Below are 18388 nucleotides of genomic sequence, written 5' to 3'. Positions count from 1 at the left end.
AGTGGCGCAGCGATGAACCCTGTCATGCATGTCGAGATTCCGGTGGCCGACCTGGCCCGTGCCATTGCGTTCTACCAGCGATGGCTGCAGGTGGTGATCGATGCCCCGGTGCCGGTGCATGACTGCATGATGGCCTACCTGCCGTTCGACGATGACGCCGGCGGCGCCAGTCTGGCCCTGGTACAGGGAGCGGACTATCGGCCCTCGGAGCAGGGTGCGCGCATCTACATCGGTGTTGATGACCTGGACGCCAGCCTGGCCCGTGCGCTGCAGGCCGGCGCCGCGCTGCGGTTCGGCCCCGCCCAGGCCGGTGAGTGGCACGTGGCGGAGATCGCCGACAGCGAAGGCAACCGCATTGCCGTGCAGGCCCGGGCAGCCTGACGCCCGGTTACGCGGCAGCGGGCTGCCATCGCTGCAACCACCCTGCAATGGCAGGGTCCAGCCGCGCATCGTCGGGAAGCCGCACGCCGAAGCGATCCTGCAGCACCTGCCGCACATCGGCCACATCGCGCAGCGCCCGCTTCTGCGGCGTCTGGCCGTGGCGGTACTCGGTGTAGTTGCCGCTGCCGATGGTGCGGCGCCAGTCCGGGCCGGTCAGCGAAGCACGCAGCTCGCCCGGGAAACTGGAGTGCGGGTGCGTGCACACATACCAGTTGCCTACTTCGTTGTCGGCCGGCGCCGGTGAGGCCAGGTCGAAGCGATACAGCGAACGCCAGTCATCGCCGCTGGCCGCCGTCAGCAGGAAATCACCATCGTCCAGCCGCTGCAGCCGATAGCGCTCGTGCGGCGTGTCCTGCACGGCGGCCTCGCGCAGGCGCAGCGGTACGGTCGGGGTCAGGCTGCCAAAACCGGTGTCCACCAGCCAATCCCCGTCATCCAGGCGTACCCGGATCAACAAATGGGTACGCGGGGTCAGTTCACCGTCGCTGGCCGACAGCAGCACGCGCGCGCTCAGCGGGTGGGCATCGAAACCCAGCGCCTGCAGCAGCGCCAGGAAGGCGCCGTTGAGCTCGAAGCAGTAGCCGCCGCGCTGGGCGTGCAGCAGCTTGCGCTGCACGCTGTCCAGATCGATCGGCACGGCATCGCGCAGCAGGCAGGTCAGCGTCTCGAAGGGCAGGTGGGCGTTGTGGCGCTGCTGCAGCTCGGCCAGGCCGGCCAGGGTGGCCGGCGGCGCGGCCTGCAGCTGCAGGCGTTGCAGGTAGCGGGGGACATCGAGCGTGGTCATCACGGCACCAGGCGGGGCAGAGATCCCTACTGTGCAACCGCAACCGGGGTTGAGGTCAAGCGCTGCGTCGTGCCGCACTGTCCATGGTGACCAGCTCAGCGGTGGCACGCGGTCCTTTGATGGACTCGGGAATCGCGATCCGCAGTACTTCCGTCCGATACTCTCCGTGGATGGCTCCGGCAACGACGTTGTAGCTCTGTAACGGGAACAGAGATGCGCGGGTTGTAACCGCGGCAACAATTGCCAAGGGGGCCCCGACGATGATCCCTGCCCACGAGCCATGCACTGCCTGTACCAGGCCACCCAACCACAGGAAGCTGCCTGTCAGATAGAGGGCGATGCCTGCAATGGCCGTACCGTAACGAAAACGGCGCTGCCAGACAGGCATGTGAAGCTCAATATGGTTGCCATCCGCGCTGCGCCGCGCGAGCGAACTGATGCCCCTGATATGCCGCCATTTGATGCTGGGAGAGTAGCGACGGACGAGGTTCGAATAGGTCCTGCGCTCCTCGGCGCCCGCCTGAATACCATGGCGCTGAAGGAATGCACTCTGCAGCTCATCTTCATTGATCCGCGCTGCTTCCAGAGCGTCATCAGATTGATTGGCAACTTTTAGAAGAAATTCGCGATCGCGCAGCTTTGATTCCCGCCAGCGATGGAAATTGTCCATTGGCGACCGGAAGAACCAACCCACTGCCATACACAGCAAGGTAGCGAGGATGGCAGGCCACAGCGGGATGCCCAGCATCTGGAGATGGGTCGGGATGAGACTGACGGACATTGACGTGGCTACTCCGAACTGAGCGTGTGTCCTGGATTTTTACCAGCTGGAGTTCTCATCAGATGAGACCGGACGCTGCGTTTGTCATCGGCTCGTCTCGGGCTGCCCGTAAAAAACACAGTTGATGTGCCGCTTTGAGAATTTCCACTCAAGCTATGTAAATTTCGGCCGATACAGGTGCGTCCTTCTGCCTGGAGTCTGTCATGTTGATCGCGGTGCCCCGCCTCCGGTCCCTGCGCACCCGCCTGGATGGTCTGCGCTCGGCGTTTCCTGGCGTGCTGCGCTGGCTGCAGCCGCATCGGCTCAGCGTCGCCAACAAGCTGAAAGCCACCCTGTGGGTCTGCGGCCTGGGCCTGGTGGCCATCGCAGGGGTGTATGCCTGGACCGGCCACGCCAGCGCACAGGCCGCACGCACGCAGGCCAGCTACCAGCGTGGCAGCGATCTGGCCGCAGCGCTGGCCACCCGTGTGGCCGAGGCGCGTCGCCTGCAGACACAGTATGCACGCAGTTTCGACGATGCCGACCGCAGCCAATTGCTGGTCACGCAGCAGTCGCTGCAACGCGACCTGCAGGCGCTGCGTGCGCAACCCATGGACGCTGGCCGGCGCAAGGCACTGCAGTCTCTGGCCGCGGCCGTGGACGGCTTCTCCGACGGCATCACAGCGCTGTTCGCGCGTGTTGACGAGATGGGACGGGGCGAGGCGGGCTTGGCCGCGCAGCTGCAGCAGGCTGCCGATACGCTGCAGGCGGCGGTGGCGGCGCAGCAGCGTCCCGCGCTGGAGCTGCATGTCCAGAAGATGCGCCGGCAGGAAGCGCTGCTGCTGCTCGATGGCGACTCCACCCATGCAGACCGCGCAAGCGAAGAGAAACTACCGTTCGACCTCGCCCTGGTCGGGTTGCCGGCCGATGCTCAGGAACGTCTGCGCAGCGCCATGGATGCCTATCAGGCCGCGTTGCTGGGCTATACCGCCGCGCGGGTCGGCCTGGACGTGGAAGCGCAGTCCCTGCTGGATACCGCCGCCGCCGTGGCGCCGGCAGTGGCCACGTTCCAGGAAGCACAGCGGGCCGCACTGGCGCAGGTACAGTCCCGCCAGCAACGGGGCGCACGCACCATGGGCGCGTTGTTCGCGTTCACCCTCGTGCTGGTTGCGGGCGTGCTGATCACCAGCCTGGTGCTGGTCCTGCGCGCCGTACGCCGCCCGATCCAGGACACGCTGCGCTTCGCCAGCGACATCGCCGACGACCGCCTGGATACCACGCTGCGCGTGCACAACGACAGCGATGAGATCGGCCAGCTGGCACAGCGGCTGATCCACATGCAGCAGCGGCTGCGCGCACGGATCGAAGACGAGCGTTCGGTCGCGCGTGGCAATACCCGGGTGCGCCAGGCGCTGGACAGTGCACAGACCGGTTTGATGGTGATCGACGCCGAGGGCCGCGTGGCCTACGCCAACCCGGCGCTGCTGCAGCTGCTGGCGCTGCAGATCGACACCCTGGTGGGCAGTGATGCCGCGCGCCTGCATCCGGCGATGGTCGGCCTGGCCGGCGCACGCCGCCGCGAGGAGCACGAGATCGCGCATGCGGGCGTGCGCTATCAGCTGATCGCCAACGCCATTGTCGACGACGGGCACTTCCTTGGGGTGGCGGTGGAATGGCGCAGCCGTGCGCTGGAAACTCTGCTGGAAACCGAGGTGGCGGCACTGGTCGATGCCGCTGCGCACGGCGACCTGCACGGCCGCATTGCACTGGAAGGCAAGCAGGGTTTCGTACGGACCCTGTCCACCAGCATCAACCATCTTCTGGCCACCTTTGAGACCAACCTTGCCGACCTGCAGGCGCTGCTGGCGGCATTGGCGCGCGGCGACCTGAGCGTGCGCATGGAAGGCGAACTGCAAGGCGTTTTCGCACGGATGCGCGACGATGCCAATGCCACCGTTGGCCAGCTTGGGCGCATCGTCACCCGCATCCAGCAGGCCACCGCACAGCTGGATCTGGGCGTTGGCGAAATCGTCTCCGGCCACCACGATCTATCGCAACGGACTGAACAGCAGGCGGCCAACCTGGAAGAGACCGCCGCCTCCCTGCATGAGCTGACAGACACCGTTGGCCGCAACGCCGATGCCGCCGGCCGCGCCGACGCGCTGGTGCAAGGCGCGGCAGCCGTGGCGGCGCGCGGCGGCCAGGCAGTCGGTGAGGTGGTGGCAACCATGCACGGCATCAGCGCAGCCTCGCGCCGTATCGGCGACATCACCCAGTTGATCGACGGCATCGCCTTCCAGACCAACATCCTGGCACTCAACGCCGCAGTTGAAGCCGCGCGTGCTGGCGAGCAGGGCCGCAGCTTCGCAGTGGTGGCCTCGGAGGTGCGCCTGCTGGCCCAGCGCAGTGCCGAGGCGGCCAAGCAGATCAAAGCGCTGATCGAAGATTCGGTCACCCGCGTTGGCCGGGGCAATGCGTTGGCTGAGCAGGCCGGCACCACGATGGGCGATATCGTCGGCAGCGTGCAGCAGCTGGCTGAACTGCTCGCCGCCATCCGCAGCGCATCGCAGGAACAGCACGCCGGCATCGCGCAGGTGAACCAGACCATCGTGCAGATGGAATCGAGTACGCAGCGTAATGCCACTCTGGTGGAAGAGGCGGGCGCCTCCACGGCGCAGATGCAGGCACAGGTACAGGCCTTGGCCGAAGCGGTATCGGCGTTCCGCCTGCAGCCGCAGCGGCGCCCACGCGCGGCCGCTTGATCGCCTTCGCCGGGCAAGGCCCGGCGTTACCGGGAAGCGCCGGGCCATGCCCGGCCGATCGACTCAGTACACGTCGCGGCGGTAGCGCCCATTCTCCAGCAGCGTTTCCACGGCATCGTCGCCCAACGCTGCGCGCAGCACCTGGTCCACGCCTTCGGCCATGCCCTGCAGCGAACCGCAGACGTGGATCACCGCACCGCGTGCCAGCCACGCCTGCAGTTCGCCGGTTGCCGCCTGCAGCCGGTGCTGCACGTAGCCGCCACCGTCGGCATCACGCGAGAACGCCAGGTCTACCCGTGCAAGATGGCCGTCGGCCTGCCAGTGCGCAAGCTCGTCGGCGAACAGCAGGTCGTGCGCGCGCTGGCGCTCGCCGAACAGCAGCCAGTGCCCGTGCTCGCCGTCGGCAGCGGCTTCGCGCAGCAGGCTGCGCAGGCCGGCGATGCCGGTGCCGTTGCCGATCAGCACCATCGGGGTTCCGGCCACGCGCTGGAAACCGGGATTGTGGTGTACGCGCGCGGCAATGCTTTCGCCGGGCGCCGCATGCACGGCCAGCCAGCCGGAGCCCAGACCGGGACGGCCGGCGCTACCGTGGGTCAGGCGTACCACCAGTTCCACCGCGCCATCGGCGGCACAGGAGGCGATCGAGTACTCACGACCAGGCAGCAGCGGCAGCCCGGACAGCCACAGGCAGCCGTCCTGCACCGGCACGGCCGGCCGGCCATCGGGCAGCACGCGTTCGCTGGCCAGTTGCAGCAGGGTGCGGGTCTGTCCATCCACGCGGGTCGGCTGCAGCGGGTCCAGCCCGTGCGCCTGCAGCACGGCGCGCGCGTGCGCGGCGGCGTTGCGCGGTGCGATGTGCAGGATGTCGCCGGCCTTCCAGTGCTGGTTCGCCGGCGGGGCCAGGCGGACGGCCCAGATCTGCCCGCCCATGCTGCCGGGATTCAACAGCGTACGCTCCAGCAGCTGCCAGTCATGCAGCACGGTGGTCGGCGGCAGCACGCTGTCATCCGTGTGGATGCCGGTCAACGCACCCAGCTGCAGCTGCCATTGGCGCAGCGACGCCACCGCGGCCGCATCCACGTCGATGCGGTCGAACAACGGCTGCGCGCCGTTGCGTGCCAACCAGTCATCCACCTGCACGCCGAAGGCGCAGTAGTGCGGGTACTGGCGATCGCCCAGTGCCAGCAGGCCATAGCGCAGACCGGAAAGATCGGCCGACTGCGCGAGCAGCTGGCGGGCCGCGCGGCGCGTGTTGTCCGGGGGCTCGCCATCGCCGAAGGTGCTGAGCACGAACAGCACCTGTGGCGTGTCCTGCAGCTGTTGCAGGCTGAGCCGCGCAAGCGGCAGCACCTGCACCGGGTGCCCGGCCGCCTGCAGTTGGGCCGCTGCGCGCCAGGCCAGCTGTTCGGCCAGGCCGCTCTGGCTGGCGTGTACCACCCGCCACGGCGTGCCTTCCTGGGCGACGCTGGTGCCGCTGTCCGGCAGCGACTGGCGCAACGCGCGCGCGGCGCGTTGGCTGCGGCGACGGTCCAGGTACAGCATCCAACCGGTGATGAAGAACAGGGTCATGCACAGGCTGGACAGCATGACGATCGCGCGACCGGGCAGGCCGAAGAAGCTGCCCGAGTGCAGCGCGAACATGCTGGTCATGACCTTGCCGCCCGCATCCAGCTGGCCGTAAGGGCGGTGTTCCAGCACGGCGCCGGTGCCCGGGTCGATCTGCAGGCTGTCCTGGGCACGGTCATGGCCGCCACCGCGCAGGGCGGGATCGCCGGCCATCACCCGGGCGGTGATCGGCTGGCCCGGTTTGCCGGGCAGGCGCAGGTCGATGTAGCCGCTGCGCACGCCGGGCAGGGCGTACAGGCTTTCCTGCACCCGCGTCAGGTCCAGCGGGCCGGGCTGCACGTGGGTACGGGGGGCACTGCGGCCGTCGCCCAGCAGGCGGGTCACACCATCGCGGTACCAGTCGAACGACCACCACAGGCCAGTCAGCACGCTGACCAGGTAGACCAGCAGCACCCAGGTGCCGACCACCGAGTGCAGGCTCCACAGGAAGCTGCGGCCACTGCGTTTCCATTCCACGGCCAGCCAGGTGCGGGGGCGCCACCATTGTCGTGGCCAGCGCAGGTAGAGACCGGAAAGCACGAAGAACAACAGGATGATCGCGCAGCTGCCGGTCAGCAGCTTGCCGCGCTCGCCTGCGGCCAGGTGCCGGTGCAGGTCTTCGACGAAGTCGAAGAAAGCCTGGCCGCGCAGCGTGCTGAAGCGCTCACCGCTGTACGGGTCGAAGTAGACCCAGTGTTCCTTGCCGCCTTCAAAGCGCGCCACCGAAGGACGCTGGCCGGTGGCATCCACGCGCAGGCGTTGCAGGGGCCGGTCGCTGCCGGCCTGCAGCATCGGCACCAGTTCGTCCAGGCTCAGCGGCGGCTGGCCGTCGGCGTGATGTTCGGCAATCCCGGCCAGGCCGGGGTTGGCGGCGCGCAGCAGCTCGTCCTCGAACGACAGCGCCGCGCCACTCAGGCCCATGATGGCCAGGATGGTGCCGGCGGTGATGCCGAGGAACCAGTGCAGCTGGAACAGGACGTTCTTGAACATCGGGAAGGGGGCCGTAGGTCTGCCGCGGCATCCCTGCGCAACAGTAAATGAGAATTAATCTCGGAATTCTCCCGGTCACAACCGGCCCTGGTCAAGGAGGGTGTTCCGGCAGGGCTGCGCCCTGCACCCGCCGAAGCAACGTCAACGTCCACGTCAAAAGCCAAAGCGGGCATTCCGTGGGATGGCGGGGTGGGTCCGGTCGAGGGGGACGCTGCAAGTACGTCCATGTAAGCTCGGTCGCCGCATCCATGCGGCTCACGCCCCCTCGACCGGACCCACCCCGCCTTCGACAGTTTTCCGCGAGCTGTTGGAACGGCACGGGGTCGGATCCCGTTGCTGCGCAACGGGATCCGACCCCAGATAGTTCTAGATATCTGACAGATGTGTCGACCAAGGTCGACACCTACCAACAGCCGCGGCCAACTGTCAGAGGCGGGGCGGTGTCGGATTGCGGGGTGTCCGCGGCATGGATGCCGCGGCCAAGCCCCCATGGATGGGTTAACGGCGTCCTCGCAATCCGACACCGCCCCGCCATCCCACGGAAAGCCCGCTTTTGCTCTTGCTGCTGCCTTTGCTCCAAGCAGGTGCAGGGCGCAGCCCTGCAAAACCCCTACTTCACCCAGTCGGCAATCTCGCCGTGCGCGAATGGGCCCAGCTTGGCCTTGACCATGCGCCCGTCCGCATCGAACAGCACGCTGTAGGGCAGCAGGCCCTGTGCGTTGCCCAGCTGCACGCTGGCATCGCGTGGGCCCGGCGTGTCCAGCACGATGGGGTAGTGCACCGGCACCCGCTGCAGGAAATCGGCCACGCCCTCGGGGGTATCCAACGCCAGCCCCAGCACCTGCACACCGGCGCTGCCCTGTGCCTGAGCGAAACGCTGCAGCTCGGGCATTTCTTCCACGCAGGGGCCGCACCAGCTGGCCCAGACATTCACCAGCAGCGGCCGACCGGCGAAGCGCTGGCGGATGTCCAGGGGCTGGCCCGATGGGTCGGGCAGTACCAGCGTGGGCAGGGCATCACCGGGACGCAACGTGGGCGCGCTTGCCAAAGCAGCATCGGAAGGCGCGCGCGGCGCCGTCGGTGCCGGTGTCAGCCGGTGCCCGGCCCACAGGCCCAGGCCGGCGGCCAGCACCGCTGTCCACAGCAGTGCGGGCCGCTGCCACTTCACCGCGCGGTGCGCAGCAGGGCTTCTTCCACCACTGCCTGGGTCAGCAGGGTGGGCAGCACGGTGGGCGGGGCGCCGGGGCCGTACACCACGTACAGCGGCACGCCCACGGCCTTGTGCTCTTCCAGGAAATCGGTGATCTGCGGATCGACGTTGGTGTAGTCACCGCGCATGTACACCGCATTGGTGCGGCGGAGCAGGTCCTTGAACTCCGGACGCGACAGCACCGCGCGTTCGTTGGCCTTGCAGCTCACGCACCAGTCGGCGGTCATGTTCACGAACACCACGCGGTTGTCGGCGCGCAGGCGGTCCAGCAACTGCGGCGAATATTCCACCACGTTGTCGGTGCTGGCCTGGGCGGCACGCGCCGGCAGTGCCAGCTGGGTCACGCCCCAGACCGGCACCAGCGCGGTCAGCACCAGCAGCACGCCCAGCAGGATGCCACCGCGCTTGCTGCGCCAACGGCTGGTTTCGAACAGCCACAGGCCGCCGGTCAGCAGCAGCAGCCCGCCCAGCGCCAGCGCCATGCCATCCACGCCGCGCTGCTTGCCCAGCACCCACAGCAGCCACAACGCGGCGGCATACATCGGGAAGGCCAGCACGTGCTTCAGGGTTTCCATCCACGGGCCGGGCTTGGGCAGGCGCCGTGCCAGCGCCGGCACGAAGCCGATCAGCAGGAACGGCAGGGCCAGGCCCAGGCCCAGGAACAGGAACACCAGCATGGCCGCCACCGGCGGTGCCACGAAGGCGTAGGCCACGGCTGGGCCGAAGAACGGACCCACGCAGGCGCTGCCGACCACGCAGGCCAGCACGCCGGTGAAGAAGTCGCCGGCCGGGCCGCTGCGGCTGGCCAGCGACTGGCCGAAGTTGCCCACGCCCCCGCCCATGGTGAACACCCCGGACAGGCTCAGGCCGACGGCGAACATCACGTAGGCCAGCGCGGCCACCACGGCCGGGTGCTGCAGCTGGAAGCCGATGCCCACCGCGTTGCCCAGCATGCGCAGGCCCACCATCGAGGCGCCGATCACCGCGAAGGCCACCAGCACGCCCAGCGTGTACCACATGGCATGGCTGCGGGCGCGCTCGGCGCTTTCACCGCTTTGCGCCAGGCTCAGGACCTTCAGCGACAGGATCGGCAGCACGCACGGCATCAGGTTCAGCACCAGGCCGCCGCCCAGCGCCAGCAGCAGCACCCACAACAGCGAACTGTCGGACTTCGGCACGGTGCCTGGCGGCTTGGTGCGCAGCGCGTTGTCCGGGCGCGCATCGGCGGCGAACGCGGTCGCGCCGGGCGCGGTGTCTGCTGCGCTCGGCGCCGGATCGTTCGGCACGGTCGGCAGCAGGCGGCGCAGCGCGCCGTCGCCGCCTTCGCGCGCGGCATCGGCCGCAGAGCCGGGCAGCGGCTGGATCACTTCGCTGCGTGCAGCAGTGGCCGACGCACTGGCGTTGACCTTGCCGGCAGGAATGGCCAGCTTCACCCGGCGGGTCATCGGCGGGTAGCAGATGCCGTCGGTCTGGCAGCCCTGGAAGGTGACCACCAGGGTGCCGTCCACCGCATCGGCGCGGCTGCGGCGCAGCGGCAGCGGCACTTCCACCTGGTTGAAGTACACCGAGACATCGCCGAAGTGCTCATCGCGGTGCGACTGCGCCTTCGGCCAGCGCGGGGTATCGGCCAGCACACCGCTGCTGCCTTCCAGCTTCAGCGACGTGCGGTCGCGGTACAGGTAATAGCCCGGCGCCGGGCTGAAGCGCAGCAGCAGGGTGTTGCCGTCGCTGGCGATGGCATCGAAGGCGAACGCCTGTTCCGACGGCAGCGGCAGGGCCTGGGCCGTGCCGGCGCCGGGCAGCTGCAGGCCGCGCGCGGTGCCGGCCCCGGCCAGCGGGTTGTTGAAGGCAGGCGTGGTGCCGCTGCGCGCGGCCGGCGCTGCCGCCGCATCGCCACCGGGCAGGGTGACCTGCACCACGCGCTTCTGCGGCGGATAACACACGCCGGCATCGGCGCAGCCCTGGTAGCGCACTTCCAGGCTGATCGTGCCGGCGCCATCGGTGGGCGCGCCGGGCAGGGTCGCCACCAGGCGCTGGCGGTAGGTTTCCACCTCACCGAAGAAATCGTCGTGGTGCTTGTCACCGGCCGGCATCTGCAGCGCGCCGGCATTGAAGGCAGTGTCGGCCTTCACGCTGGTGCGGTGGCGGTACAGGTAGTAGCCGGGGGCGATCTTGAACTGCAGTTGGATCTGCCCCCGTTCGGGTGCGGTGGCGGTCAGCGCGAACGCCTGGTCCACCGGCAGCAGGTCCTTCTCGTCCAGGGCGAAGGCCGGCAGGGAAAGCCACAACAGGGCGCACAGGGCGGCGCCACGCGCAAACAGAGTCTTCAAACGGTGTCCTCCCGGGTCTGCGCCCGGATCCAGTCCAGATACGCCGGCAGGCCGGCCCGGCTTTCGACCGCAATGCACTCCGGGAGTTCATACGGATGCAGGGCGACGATCCGGGCGATGGCGGCATCGACCCGGCTGGCCGTGGTCTTCACCAGCAGCTGCAGTTCGGTATCGGTGGTCACCTGGCCTTGCCAGCGGTAGGTCGAACGCGCGCCGTCCAGGCGGGTCACGCAGGCGGCCAGCTGTTCGCCCACCAGTGCGTGGGCGATGCGTTCGGCACTGTCCGCGTCGGGACATGTGGTGAACAGCAGCAGGACGGGATCGGCGATCGACATGACCGCCGAGTATAGGGCCCCTGTCCGGCCGGGTCAGGGCCGGACAGGGGATTTGCAACTTTCTTCAATGCGGATCAGTTGGCCAGCTGGCAGGTGGCCGGCTTGGCCGAGGTGAACAGGGCCGGGGTGGCCCACTCGGGGTGGTCGATGAACGGGTTGCGGTTGCCCTGGAAGCTGTAGATCACGTCATTGCGGGCGCGCTCGGCGTCGCTCGGCGGATCGGCCAGGTGCCAGTCGATAAGGGTGGACAGCAGGCCCATGTAGGCCGGCGAGCTGCTGGTCTTGACGATCTTGCTGCGGTCGTCGGTCAGCTCCAGATCTGGTTCGGACTGGCCGGTGGCTGCGTCCTTGCCGCCCTCATAGCGGATCGCCATGTACATCACCGCACGCGCCATGTCGCCCTTTCGCTGGCTCCAGACCTCGAAGGTACCGGTGTTGCCGTCCGGGGTGCGCACCCAGTTGGAATTGCCCGGGTAGCCGCCGCTGCCGCCGCCCTGGCCGTTGTTGGCCTCGGTGGCGCGTTCGCCGCAGTTGCTGTCGCACTTGCCGAAGGGCTTGTTGCCGCGGTCGGCATTCCACTGCGCGTCGGTCAGGTACAGCATGTGGGTATCGGTGTACGGGGCGTACGGCAGGCCCTTGTCGCCGGTGGTGCTGGCAAAGCCCAGCGAGTTCGGCCAGGTGTGTTCGCGGTTGTACTTCAGGCCACTGCCACTGCCGGCACGGTCGGTCACCTTGGTGTAGCTGCGGTTGCGGTAGGCATCCAGGATCTTGCCGCTGTTGTTCGGGTCTTCGTCGGCGATTTCCAGGATGGTCCAGGTGCTGGTGCCCGAGCCGCTGTACGGGTAGGCGGTGTGGCCCTTGATGGTTTCATGCAGCGAGCAGCGCAGCTGGCTGGGGCTGCTGGTGTTCACCTTGGAGTAGTAGCCCTCCGGGGTACCGGGGTTGCCGGGGTTGCCCGGGTCCGGGTTGCCGGTGGTGCTGGCCACGGTGAAGGCGATGCGGCTGTCGGCGGCCGGGTGCGCGCCCTGGCTGTCGGTGATGCGCGCGGCGCGGATGTCGAAGCGGCAGGCCTCGCCGGCCACCAGAGCGGTGTTGGTGGACAGCTTCACGGTGCGGCCGCTGGTCGGCCAGGTCAGCGGCACGCTGCCCGAACTGCCGCAGCTCAGGCTGAAGGCGCCGCTGGCCAGGGTGACCGTTTCGCTGAACACCACTTCCAGATCGGCCGCGGCCGGGAAGGTGCTGCTGCCCTGCGCCGGGGTGGTGGTGCTGACCGACGGCGGGGTGTTCGGACCCGGGGTGCCGCCACCGCCGGTGAAGGTCTGGCTGGTGTTGCAGCGGCCGAAGGTCTGGCCGGCCGATTCGGCCCAGGTGAAGTGCGTGTACTGGCTGCCGCTGCCGGTCAGCTGCAGCGAGGTGCCCGGCGCGGTGCTGTTGGTTTCGGCCACCGGAATGTTCTGGCTGGTCATGCCGGCCGCTGGGCCACCGGCCGCGGTGATCGCGCCCTCGTAACTCAGGAACTGCACGACCTTGCCGCTGGCGTCGACCAGGGCGATGCCGTCGTTCGGCCCGTTCTGCAGGCCATTGGTCGGGTAGCTGACCACCGCGATGGTGGCGCTGCCGCAGCTGGCCGCCGTGCCGGCCGGCACCGGGTTGTTGGCGTAGACCGCCGCAGCCGACGGGTTGCTGCCGTTGTACAGGTACAGCCGGTAGCCGGACAGGTCCTCACCGGCGGTGGCGACCACTTCGATGGCCTCGCCCACGTCGCCGGCAGCGGTGCTGTCGTCATAGTGCAGTTCGTTGATGAAGACCTCGGCCTGGGCCGGCGCGGCGGCCAGCGCCAGCAGGCAGGCGGCGAGCGGGGACAGCAATCGCATCGACTACTCCTTGTGATTGGGAATGCCGGGCGAGACTAAGGCCGATCACGTGACACTTTGTCGTAACTGAACGCCAGATATCTGACACTGCGACGCCCGTCACCAAAAAGCCGGGAACTTCGCCGGATCTGCGCCGCAGCGCACCTTCGAAAAATTTTGCCGCGATGGCCTTGAAAGGCCCCCGGCGGGCTCCATCTCTGTCCTGCTCCCGACCTGTCGGGCTTTTTCACGCGCAATGCTGGCAGTCACCCTGGGTGAGTGCTAACATCGCCGGACTTTTTCAGACCAATCAATAACTTAAGAGGTCTCTCATGAGCATCAAGCCGCTGCACGACCGCGTTGTGGTCAAGCCGATCGAAGCCGACGAAATCTCCGCCGGTGGCATCGTCATTCCGGATTCGGCCAAGGAAAAGTCGACCAAGGGTGAAGTCGTCGCCGTCGGCCCGGGCAAGGCCCTGGACAACGGCAGCGTGCGCGCGCCGTCGCTGAAGGTTGGCGACAAGGTCATCTACGGCCAGTACGCCGGCAGCTCGTACAAGAGCGAAGGCGTCGAGTACAAGGTCCTGCGCGAAGACGACGTGCTCGCCGTCATCGGCTGAGCCCCGCCGCGACCTGCTTCATCCCCTGATTCCAAACACCCAGCCGCCGGGCATGGCCCGGCGCTACCAATGAGGTAACTGCAATGGCTGCCAAGGATATTCGTTTCGGTGAAGACGCCCGTTCGCGCATGGTGCGCGGCGTCAACGTTCTCGCCAATGCCGTCAAGGCCACTCTGGGCCCGAAGGGCCGCAACGTCGTGCTGGAAAAGAGCTTCGGCGCCCCGACCATCACCAAGGACGGCGTCTCCGTCGCCAAGGAAATCGAACTGGCTGACAAGTTCGAGAACATGGGCGCGCAGATGGTGAAGGAAGTCGCTTCGCGCACCAACGACGACGCCGGCGACGGCACCACCACCGCCACCGTGCTGGCCCAGGCCCTGATCCGCGAAGGCGCCAAGGCTGTTGCCGCCGGCATGAACCCGATGGACCTCAAGCGTGGTATCGACAAGGCCGTCGTGGCCGCCGTTGCCGAGCTGAAGAACATCTCCAAGCCCACCGCTGACGACAAGGCCATCGCCCAGGTCGGCACGATCTCGGCCAACTCGGACGAGTCGATCGGCCAGATCATTGCTGATGCGATGAAGGAAGTCGGCAAGGAAGGCGTGATCACCGTTGAAGAAGGCTCGGGCCTGGACAACGAGCTGGACGTGGTCAAGGGCATGCAGTTCGACCGCGGCTACCTGTCCCCGTACTTCATCAACAACCAGCAGTCGCAGACCGCTGACCTGGATGACCCGTTCATCCTGCTGCACGACAAGAAGATCTCCAACGTCCGTGACCTGCTGCCGGTGCTGGAAGGCGTCGCCAAGGCTGGCAAGCCGCTGCTGATCGTGGCCGAAGAAGTCGAAGGCGAAGCGCTGGCCACCCTGGTGGTCAACACCATCCGTGGCATCGTCAAGGTCGTGGCCGTGAAGGCCCCGGGCTTCGGCGACCGTCGCAAGGCGATGCTGGAAGACATGGCCGTGCTGACCGGCGGCACCGTGATTTCCGAAGAAGTGGGCCTGTCGCTGGAAAAGGCCACCATCAAGGACCTGGGCCGCGCCAAGAAGGTGCAGGTTTCCAAGGAAAACACCACCATCATCGACGGCGTGGGCGACAAGGCCAACGTTGATGCACGCGTGGGCCAGATCAAGACCCAGATCCAGGACACCTCCTCCGATTACGATCGCGAGAAGCTGCAGGAACGCGTGGCCAAGCTGGCCGGCGGCGTTGCCGTGATCAAGGTCGGTGCGTCGACCGAAATCGAAATGAAGGAAAAGAAGGATCGCGTCGACGACGCCCTGCACGCTACCCGTGCAGCCGTTGAAGAAGGCGTGGTTCCGGGCGGCGGCGTGGCCCTGGTCCGTGCGGTCACCGCGCTGGCTGGCCTGAAGGGTGCCAACGAAGACCAGAACCACGGCATCCAGATCGCCCTGCGCGCGATGGAGGCCCCGCTGCGCGAAATCGTCTCCAACGCCGGTGAAGAGCCGTCGGTCATCATCAACAAGGTGAAGGAAGGCAGCGGCAGCTTCGGCTACAACGCCGCCACCGGTGAGTTCGGCGACATGCTGCAGTTCGGCATCCTGGACCCGACCAAGGTGACCCGTTCGGCGCTGCAGAACGCTGCTTCGATCGCTGGCCTGATGATCACCACCGAAGCCATGGTTGCCGAAGCTCCGAAGAAGGACGAGCCGGCCATGGGCGGCGCCGGTGGCATGGGCGGCATGGGTGGCATGGGCGGCATGGACTTCTAAGTCCACGCCTTCCCGATGCAATGAAAAACCCCGCCGCAAGGCGGGGTTTTTTTGTGGGTCCACGCCCTGCGTGGATGCGCGCACGCAAGCAGGTTCGCGCCGGCCGGTTTCATGCTGCACGCTGCCTTGCCGCCGCAATCTGCCGGCACTAGCCTCCGCGCATGCCTACTTCGTTCCTCGTCGTCGACGACTTTCTTTCCCCGGCCGATGCGCAGGGCCTGCGCCGTGCCGGCCTGGGCCTGGATTACCCCGAGCAGGATGGCGCATTCCCGGGCCGCAATTCGCTGCAGCGCCTGGAAATGCAGGGGCTGGCCGGTGCCGCCTCGCGCCTGTTGAACGAGCCGCTGCGGCCGGTGCAGCCGCTGCAGTCGCATGGGAAATTCCGCCTGACCGTGGCCAACGACGTGGGTCGGGCGCGGGTGCATACCGACCATTCGCACTGGTCGGGCATCCTCTACCTGAGCGCGCCCGAACATTGCCAGGGGGCACTGAATTCTTCCGCCACCGCCGCACCAACACCGACCGCCTGGCACTGAACCCGGCCGAGCTGGCCGCACTGGGCTACGCCGATGGCGCGGCCATGCACCGCGACATCATCGAACGCGACAGCAACGACGAAAGCGCCTGGGAACCGACCATGACCATTCCCATGCGTTTCAACCGTCTGGTGCTGCTGCGCCCGTGGTTCTGGCACACGGCTGGGCCTGCCTTCGGCGACTGCGCGGAGAACGGGCGTCTGGTCTACCTGATGTTCTTCGAACAGGCCGGTTGAGGCAGCGGGCGCCGATCTACTTCACGAACGCCTTCGACGCACCGTACTCCCACTGCCAGGGCACGCCGGTGTCGCCCAGTACGAATGCCACCAATGCAGGGAAGGTGGCTTGGGCACGTACATCGTTGCCCAGGATCACCACGCAGCGCTGGCGCTGTTCGAGGCAGACCAGCGTATTGCCGACGGCATCATCGTGGCCGCCCTTGTAGAAGCCCGGCCCCTGCGGGCCCCGGAAGGTCACCACGCCCAGGCCGGCCGCCAGATCGCTGCGCTGCTGCGCTGCGGGCAGCTCCGGCTGCAGCGTGGGGAACTGGCTGGCGGTGGTGATCGGCAGCTGCGGGCGCACCAGCTCCCTGCGCATCGCCGTCGACAGACCCTCGCCGCGCACGTAGCCGGCTGCGAAATGGGCCATGTCGTTGATGGTGGTGTCCATCGACCCGGCCGCACGCACGCGGCTGCGCTCATCGTGCGGTTCGGCGCTGCCCTGCTGGGTCCAGCCATCGGCCAGGTTGCCGGCAAAATCATTGCGCCACATCATGCTGGTGCGTGGCATGCCGAAGCGATCGAACACGCGCTGCTGCATCAGCGTGCCCACGTCCAGGCCCGGGCGCCCGCGCTCGAGCACGAACTGCAGCAGGATCAACCCCTCGCCGGAATAGCCATAGCGGCTGCCGGGATCGAAGTGGAACCTCAAGCGGCCGTCAGGTTCAAGGAAAGCGAAGTTGGCAAATCCGCTGGCATGGTTCAGCAGCAGGCGCGGTGTCAGCTGGCGCCAGCGCGGGTCGTCGGCCAATACGGTGTAGTCGGCGTACTTCCGTGGTTCGGCAGGGTAGTCCGGCAGCGGCTTGTCCAATGCCGTGGCAATGCTGGCATCCAGATCGATCACCTTCTGTTGCGCCAACTGGGCCACCAGATGGCCGAAGGCCATCTTGGTCAGCGATGCCGCATACATCACGGTGTCGGTGCGCAGCGGCTCTCCGGCGGCGTTGCGTTCGCCATAGGCGGCCACGTGCACCACCTTGCCGCCATCAATGACCGCCACGGCCATGCCGCGTGCATGCGCGGCCCGCATCAGGCGCTGGGCTTCGGCGTCGATGCGCTCCGGCGTTGGAACCGGCAGAGCGGGCGCGGCCAGTCCGGCCAGTGGCAGCAGCGTCAGCAACAGCAGGAAAACACGGCACATGCGCGGAACTCCTGATGGGACCGGGCGATCCTACCCCCGCCCGGCGCCGCCGTCATCGCCCATCGTCATCCCTGCGGCGGCCGCCGCAGGCAGATCCGCTCGGCACCTGCGCTGATATCCACCTGGCCGCCCTGCATCACGTCCGCGCCCAGGATCACCGCCGGGCGCTGGTCCAGGCCGATGGCCCGGAACACGGGCAGTTCGCTGATGCGCACCTCCACCGCGGGGTGCTGCCAGCCTGCACTGGCCAGCGCCGGCAGGGTGTGCAGCCACGTGGGCGTCGGCTTGCCGCCCAACCCTTCGCTGCCCTTGCTACGCGCCCGCACGCGCGCATCGCGGCCATCGGTGCGCAGGCCCAGGGCGCTGGCCGCCGCGTTGTTGAGGATGGTCTGCGCGGCACCGGTGTCGACCACGCCGATGGCCTCCACGCCATCATCGCCCAGGCGCAGGGTGACGAAGCCGAAGCCCTTCAGCACGCCACTGCGGTCGGGCAGGGCGTTGTCTTGGCAGTGCGTGCCGGAGGTCGGCAGTGTCCGCGCTGGCCACAGCATCAGGCGTTCGTTGGCGAAATCCCAGCGCGTATCGAAGCGCGCGGTGATGTCCTGGCCGATGATGCCGTGCAACGGCGCGCTGTCTGCCGACGACAGGCTGGCCAGGTCGGCCTGCAGCGCGGTCATCTGCAGCTGCAGGCTGCCCAATGCCATCGCCACGCGGCGCGTGCTGCGCAGGGCCAGGCCGCCGGCACTGGCACCCTGCGCATCATGATCGCGCGCGTTCGCGTCCTGCAGCCCGAAGCGCTGCACCACGGCGGCATCCAGCAGGGTCGCGCTGGCGGCGCTGTCCACCACCAGGTGCAGCGGCTCGTCGCGGCCGTCCAGCGTGCCCAGCACGGTGGGGTGGCTGGCCTGCATCGTCATCGGCAGGCTGTGCAGCGCAGGGGGTTCTGCCACGGCGGGCAGGGCGGTCAATAGCAGGGGCAGCAGTGCCAGGCGCATCGGTGTATTCCTCGG

General features: G+C 67.8%; 15 protein-coding genes. 6 read left to right on the top strand and 9 right to left on the bottom strand.

What is annotated here, in order from left to right; genetic code table 11:
• Positions 1-12: 12 nt before the first annotated feature.
• A complete protein-coding gene (locus tag C1932_RS17560; protein ID WP_108763027.1) occupies positions 13-381 on the top strand; it encodes a VOC family protein in 369 nt (122 codons plus the stop codon).
• 7 nt (positions 382-388) lie between these two features.
• Here the strand turns inward: C1932_RS17560 and C1932_RS17555 are convergent, their stop codons facing one another.
• Entirely contained in the window at positions 389-1225 is an 837-nt protein-coding gene (locus C1932_RS17555) for an arylamine N-acetyltransferase (RefSeq protein WP_108763026.1), read from the bottom strand.
• A gap of 55 nt (positions 1226-1280) precedes the next feature.
• Positions 1281-2006: a hypothetical protein gene (locus C1932_RS17550; RefSeq protein WP_108763025.1), complete on the bottom strand. Its 726-nt coding sequence runs from the start codon at positions 2004-2006 to the stop codon at positions 1281-1283.
• 203 nt (positions 2007-2209) lie between these two features.
• Here C1932_RS17550 and C1932_RS17545 point away from each other — a divergent pair, with 203 nt between their 5' ends.
• Entirely contained in the window at positions 2210-4747 is a 2538-nt protein-coding gene (locus C1932_RS17545; protein ID WP_108763024.1) for a methyl-accepting chemotaxis protein, read from the top strand.
• A gap of 63 nt (positions 4748-4810) precedes the next feature.
• Here the strand turns inward: C1932_RS17545 and C1932_RS17540 are convergent, their stop codons facing one another.
• The 5 genes from C1932_RS17540 to C1932_RS17520 all read right to left on the bottom strand — a co-directional run bounded on the left by C1932_RS17540 (position 4811) and on the right by C1932_RS17520 (position 13091).
• Complete coding sequence (locus C1932_RS17540) at positions 4811-7342, bottom strand: sulfite reductase flavoprotein subunit alpha (protein ID WP_108763023.1); 2532 nt, start codon at positions 7340-7342, stop codon at positions 4811-4813.
• 610 nt (positions 7343-7952) lie between these two features.
• A complete protein-coding gene (locus C1932_RS17535; protein ID WP_108763022.1) occupies positions 7953-8510 on the bottom strand; it encodes a TlpA disulfide reductase family protein in 558 nt (185 codons plus the stop codon).
• A complete protein-coding gene (locus C1932_RS17530) occupies positions 8507-10882 on the bottom strand; it encodes a protein-disulfide reductase DsbD domain-containing protein (protein WP_108763021.1) in 2376 nt (791 codons plus the stop codon). The genes C1932_RS17535 and C1932_RS17530 overlap by 4 nt, the downstream gene beginning before the upstream one ends.
• On the bottom strand, positions 10879-11217 hold the full coding sequence (cutA, locus tag C1932_RS17525; RefSeq protein ID WP_108754311.1) for a divalent-cation tolerance protein CutA: 339 nt from the start codon (positions 11215-11217) through the stop codon (positions 10879-10881). Before cutA ends, C1932_RS17530 begins: the two co-directional genes overlap by 4 nt.
• 74 nt (positions 11218-11291) lie before the next feature.
• Positions 11292-13091 (bottom strand): endonuclease, encoded by a 1800-nt coding sequence (locus C1932_RS17520; protein ID WP_108763020.1) that lies wholly within the window; start codon positions 13089-13091, stop codon positions 11292-11294.
• Positions 13092-13402: 311 nt separating this feature from the next.
• Here C1932_RS17520 and C1932_RS17515 point away from each other — a divergent pair, with 311 nt between their 5' ends.
• The 4 genes from C1932_RS17515 to C1932_RS20075 all read left to right on the top strand — a co-directional run bounded on the left by C1932_RS17515 (position 13403) and on the right by C1932_RS20075 (position 16195).
• Complete coding sequence (locus C1932_RS17515) at positions 13403-13690, top strand: co-chaperone GroES (protein WP_108763019.1); 288 nt, start codon at positions 13403-13405, stop codon at positions 13688-13690.
• Between the two features lie 83 nt (positions 13691-13773).
• Positions 13774-15423, top strand: a complete 1650-nt coding sequence (gene groL, locus C1932_RS17510; protein WP_108750286.1) for a chaperonin GroEL — start codon at positions 13774-13776, stop codon at positions 15421-15423.
• Positions 15424-15584: 161 nt separating this feature from the next.
• The gene (locus C1932_RS20080) at positions 15585-15959 is read left to right on the top strand and encodes a hypothetical protein (protein WP_234412182.1); all 375 of its coding nucleotides are present in this window, start codon (positions 15585-15587) and stop codon (positions 15957-15959) included.
• A complete protein-coding gene (locus C1932_RS20075; RefSeq protein WP_234412180.1) occupies positions 15899-16195 on the top strand; it encodes a DUF6445 family protein in 297 nt (98 codons plus the stop codon). Before C1932_RS20080 ends, C1932_RS20075 begins: the two co-directional genes overlap by 61 nt.
• Before the next feature lie 16 nt (positions 16196-16211).
• Here the strand turns inward: C1932_RS20075 and C1932_RS17500 are convergent, their stop codons facing one another.
• Both C1932_RS17500 and C1932_RS17495 read right to left on the bottom strand, forming a co-directional pair.
• Entirely contained in the window at positions 16212-17378 is a 1167-nt protein-coding gene (locus tag C1932_RS17500; protein WP_108763018.1) for a serine hydrolase domain-containing protein, read from the bottom strand.
• A 65-nt stretch (positions 17379-17443) separates the two neighbouring features.
• Positions 17444-18373 (bottom strand): pepsin/retropepsin-like aspartic protease family protein, encoded by a 930-nt coding sequence (locus C1932_RS17495; protein ID WP_108763017.1) that lies wholly within the window; start codon positions 18371-18373, stop codon positions 17444-17446.
• Positions 18374-18388 lie beyond the last annotated feature (15 nt).

The sequence above is a fragment of the Stenotrophomonas sp. YAU14D1_LEIMI4_1 genome (assembly GCF_003086815.1).
Taxonomy (GTDB): domain Bacteria; phylum Pseudomonadota; class Gammaproteobacteria; order Xanthomonadales; family Xanthomonadaceae; genus Stenotrophomonas.
This window is presented reverse-complemented; position numbering and strand designations above follow the sequence as displayed.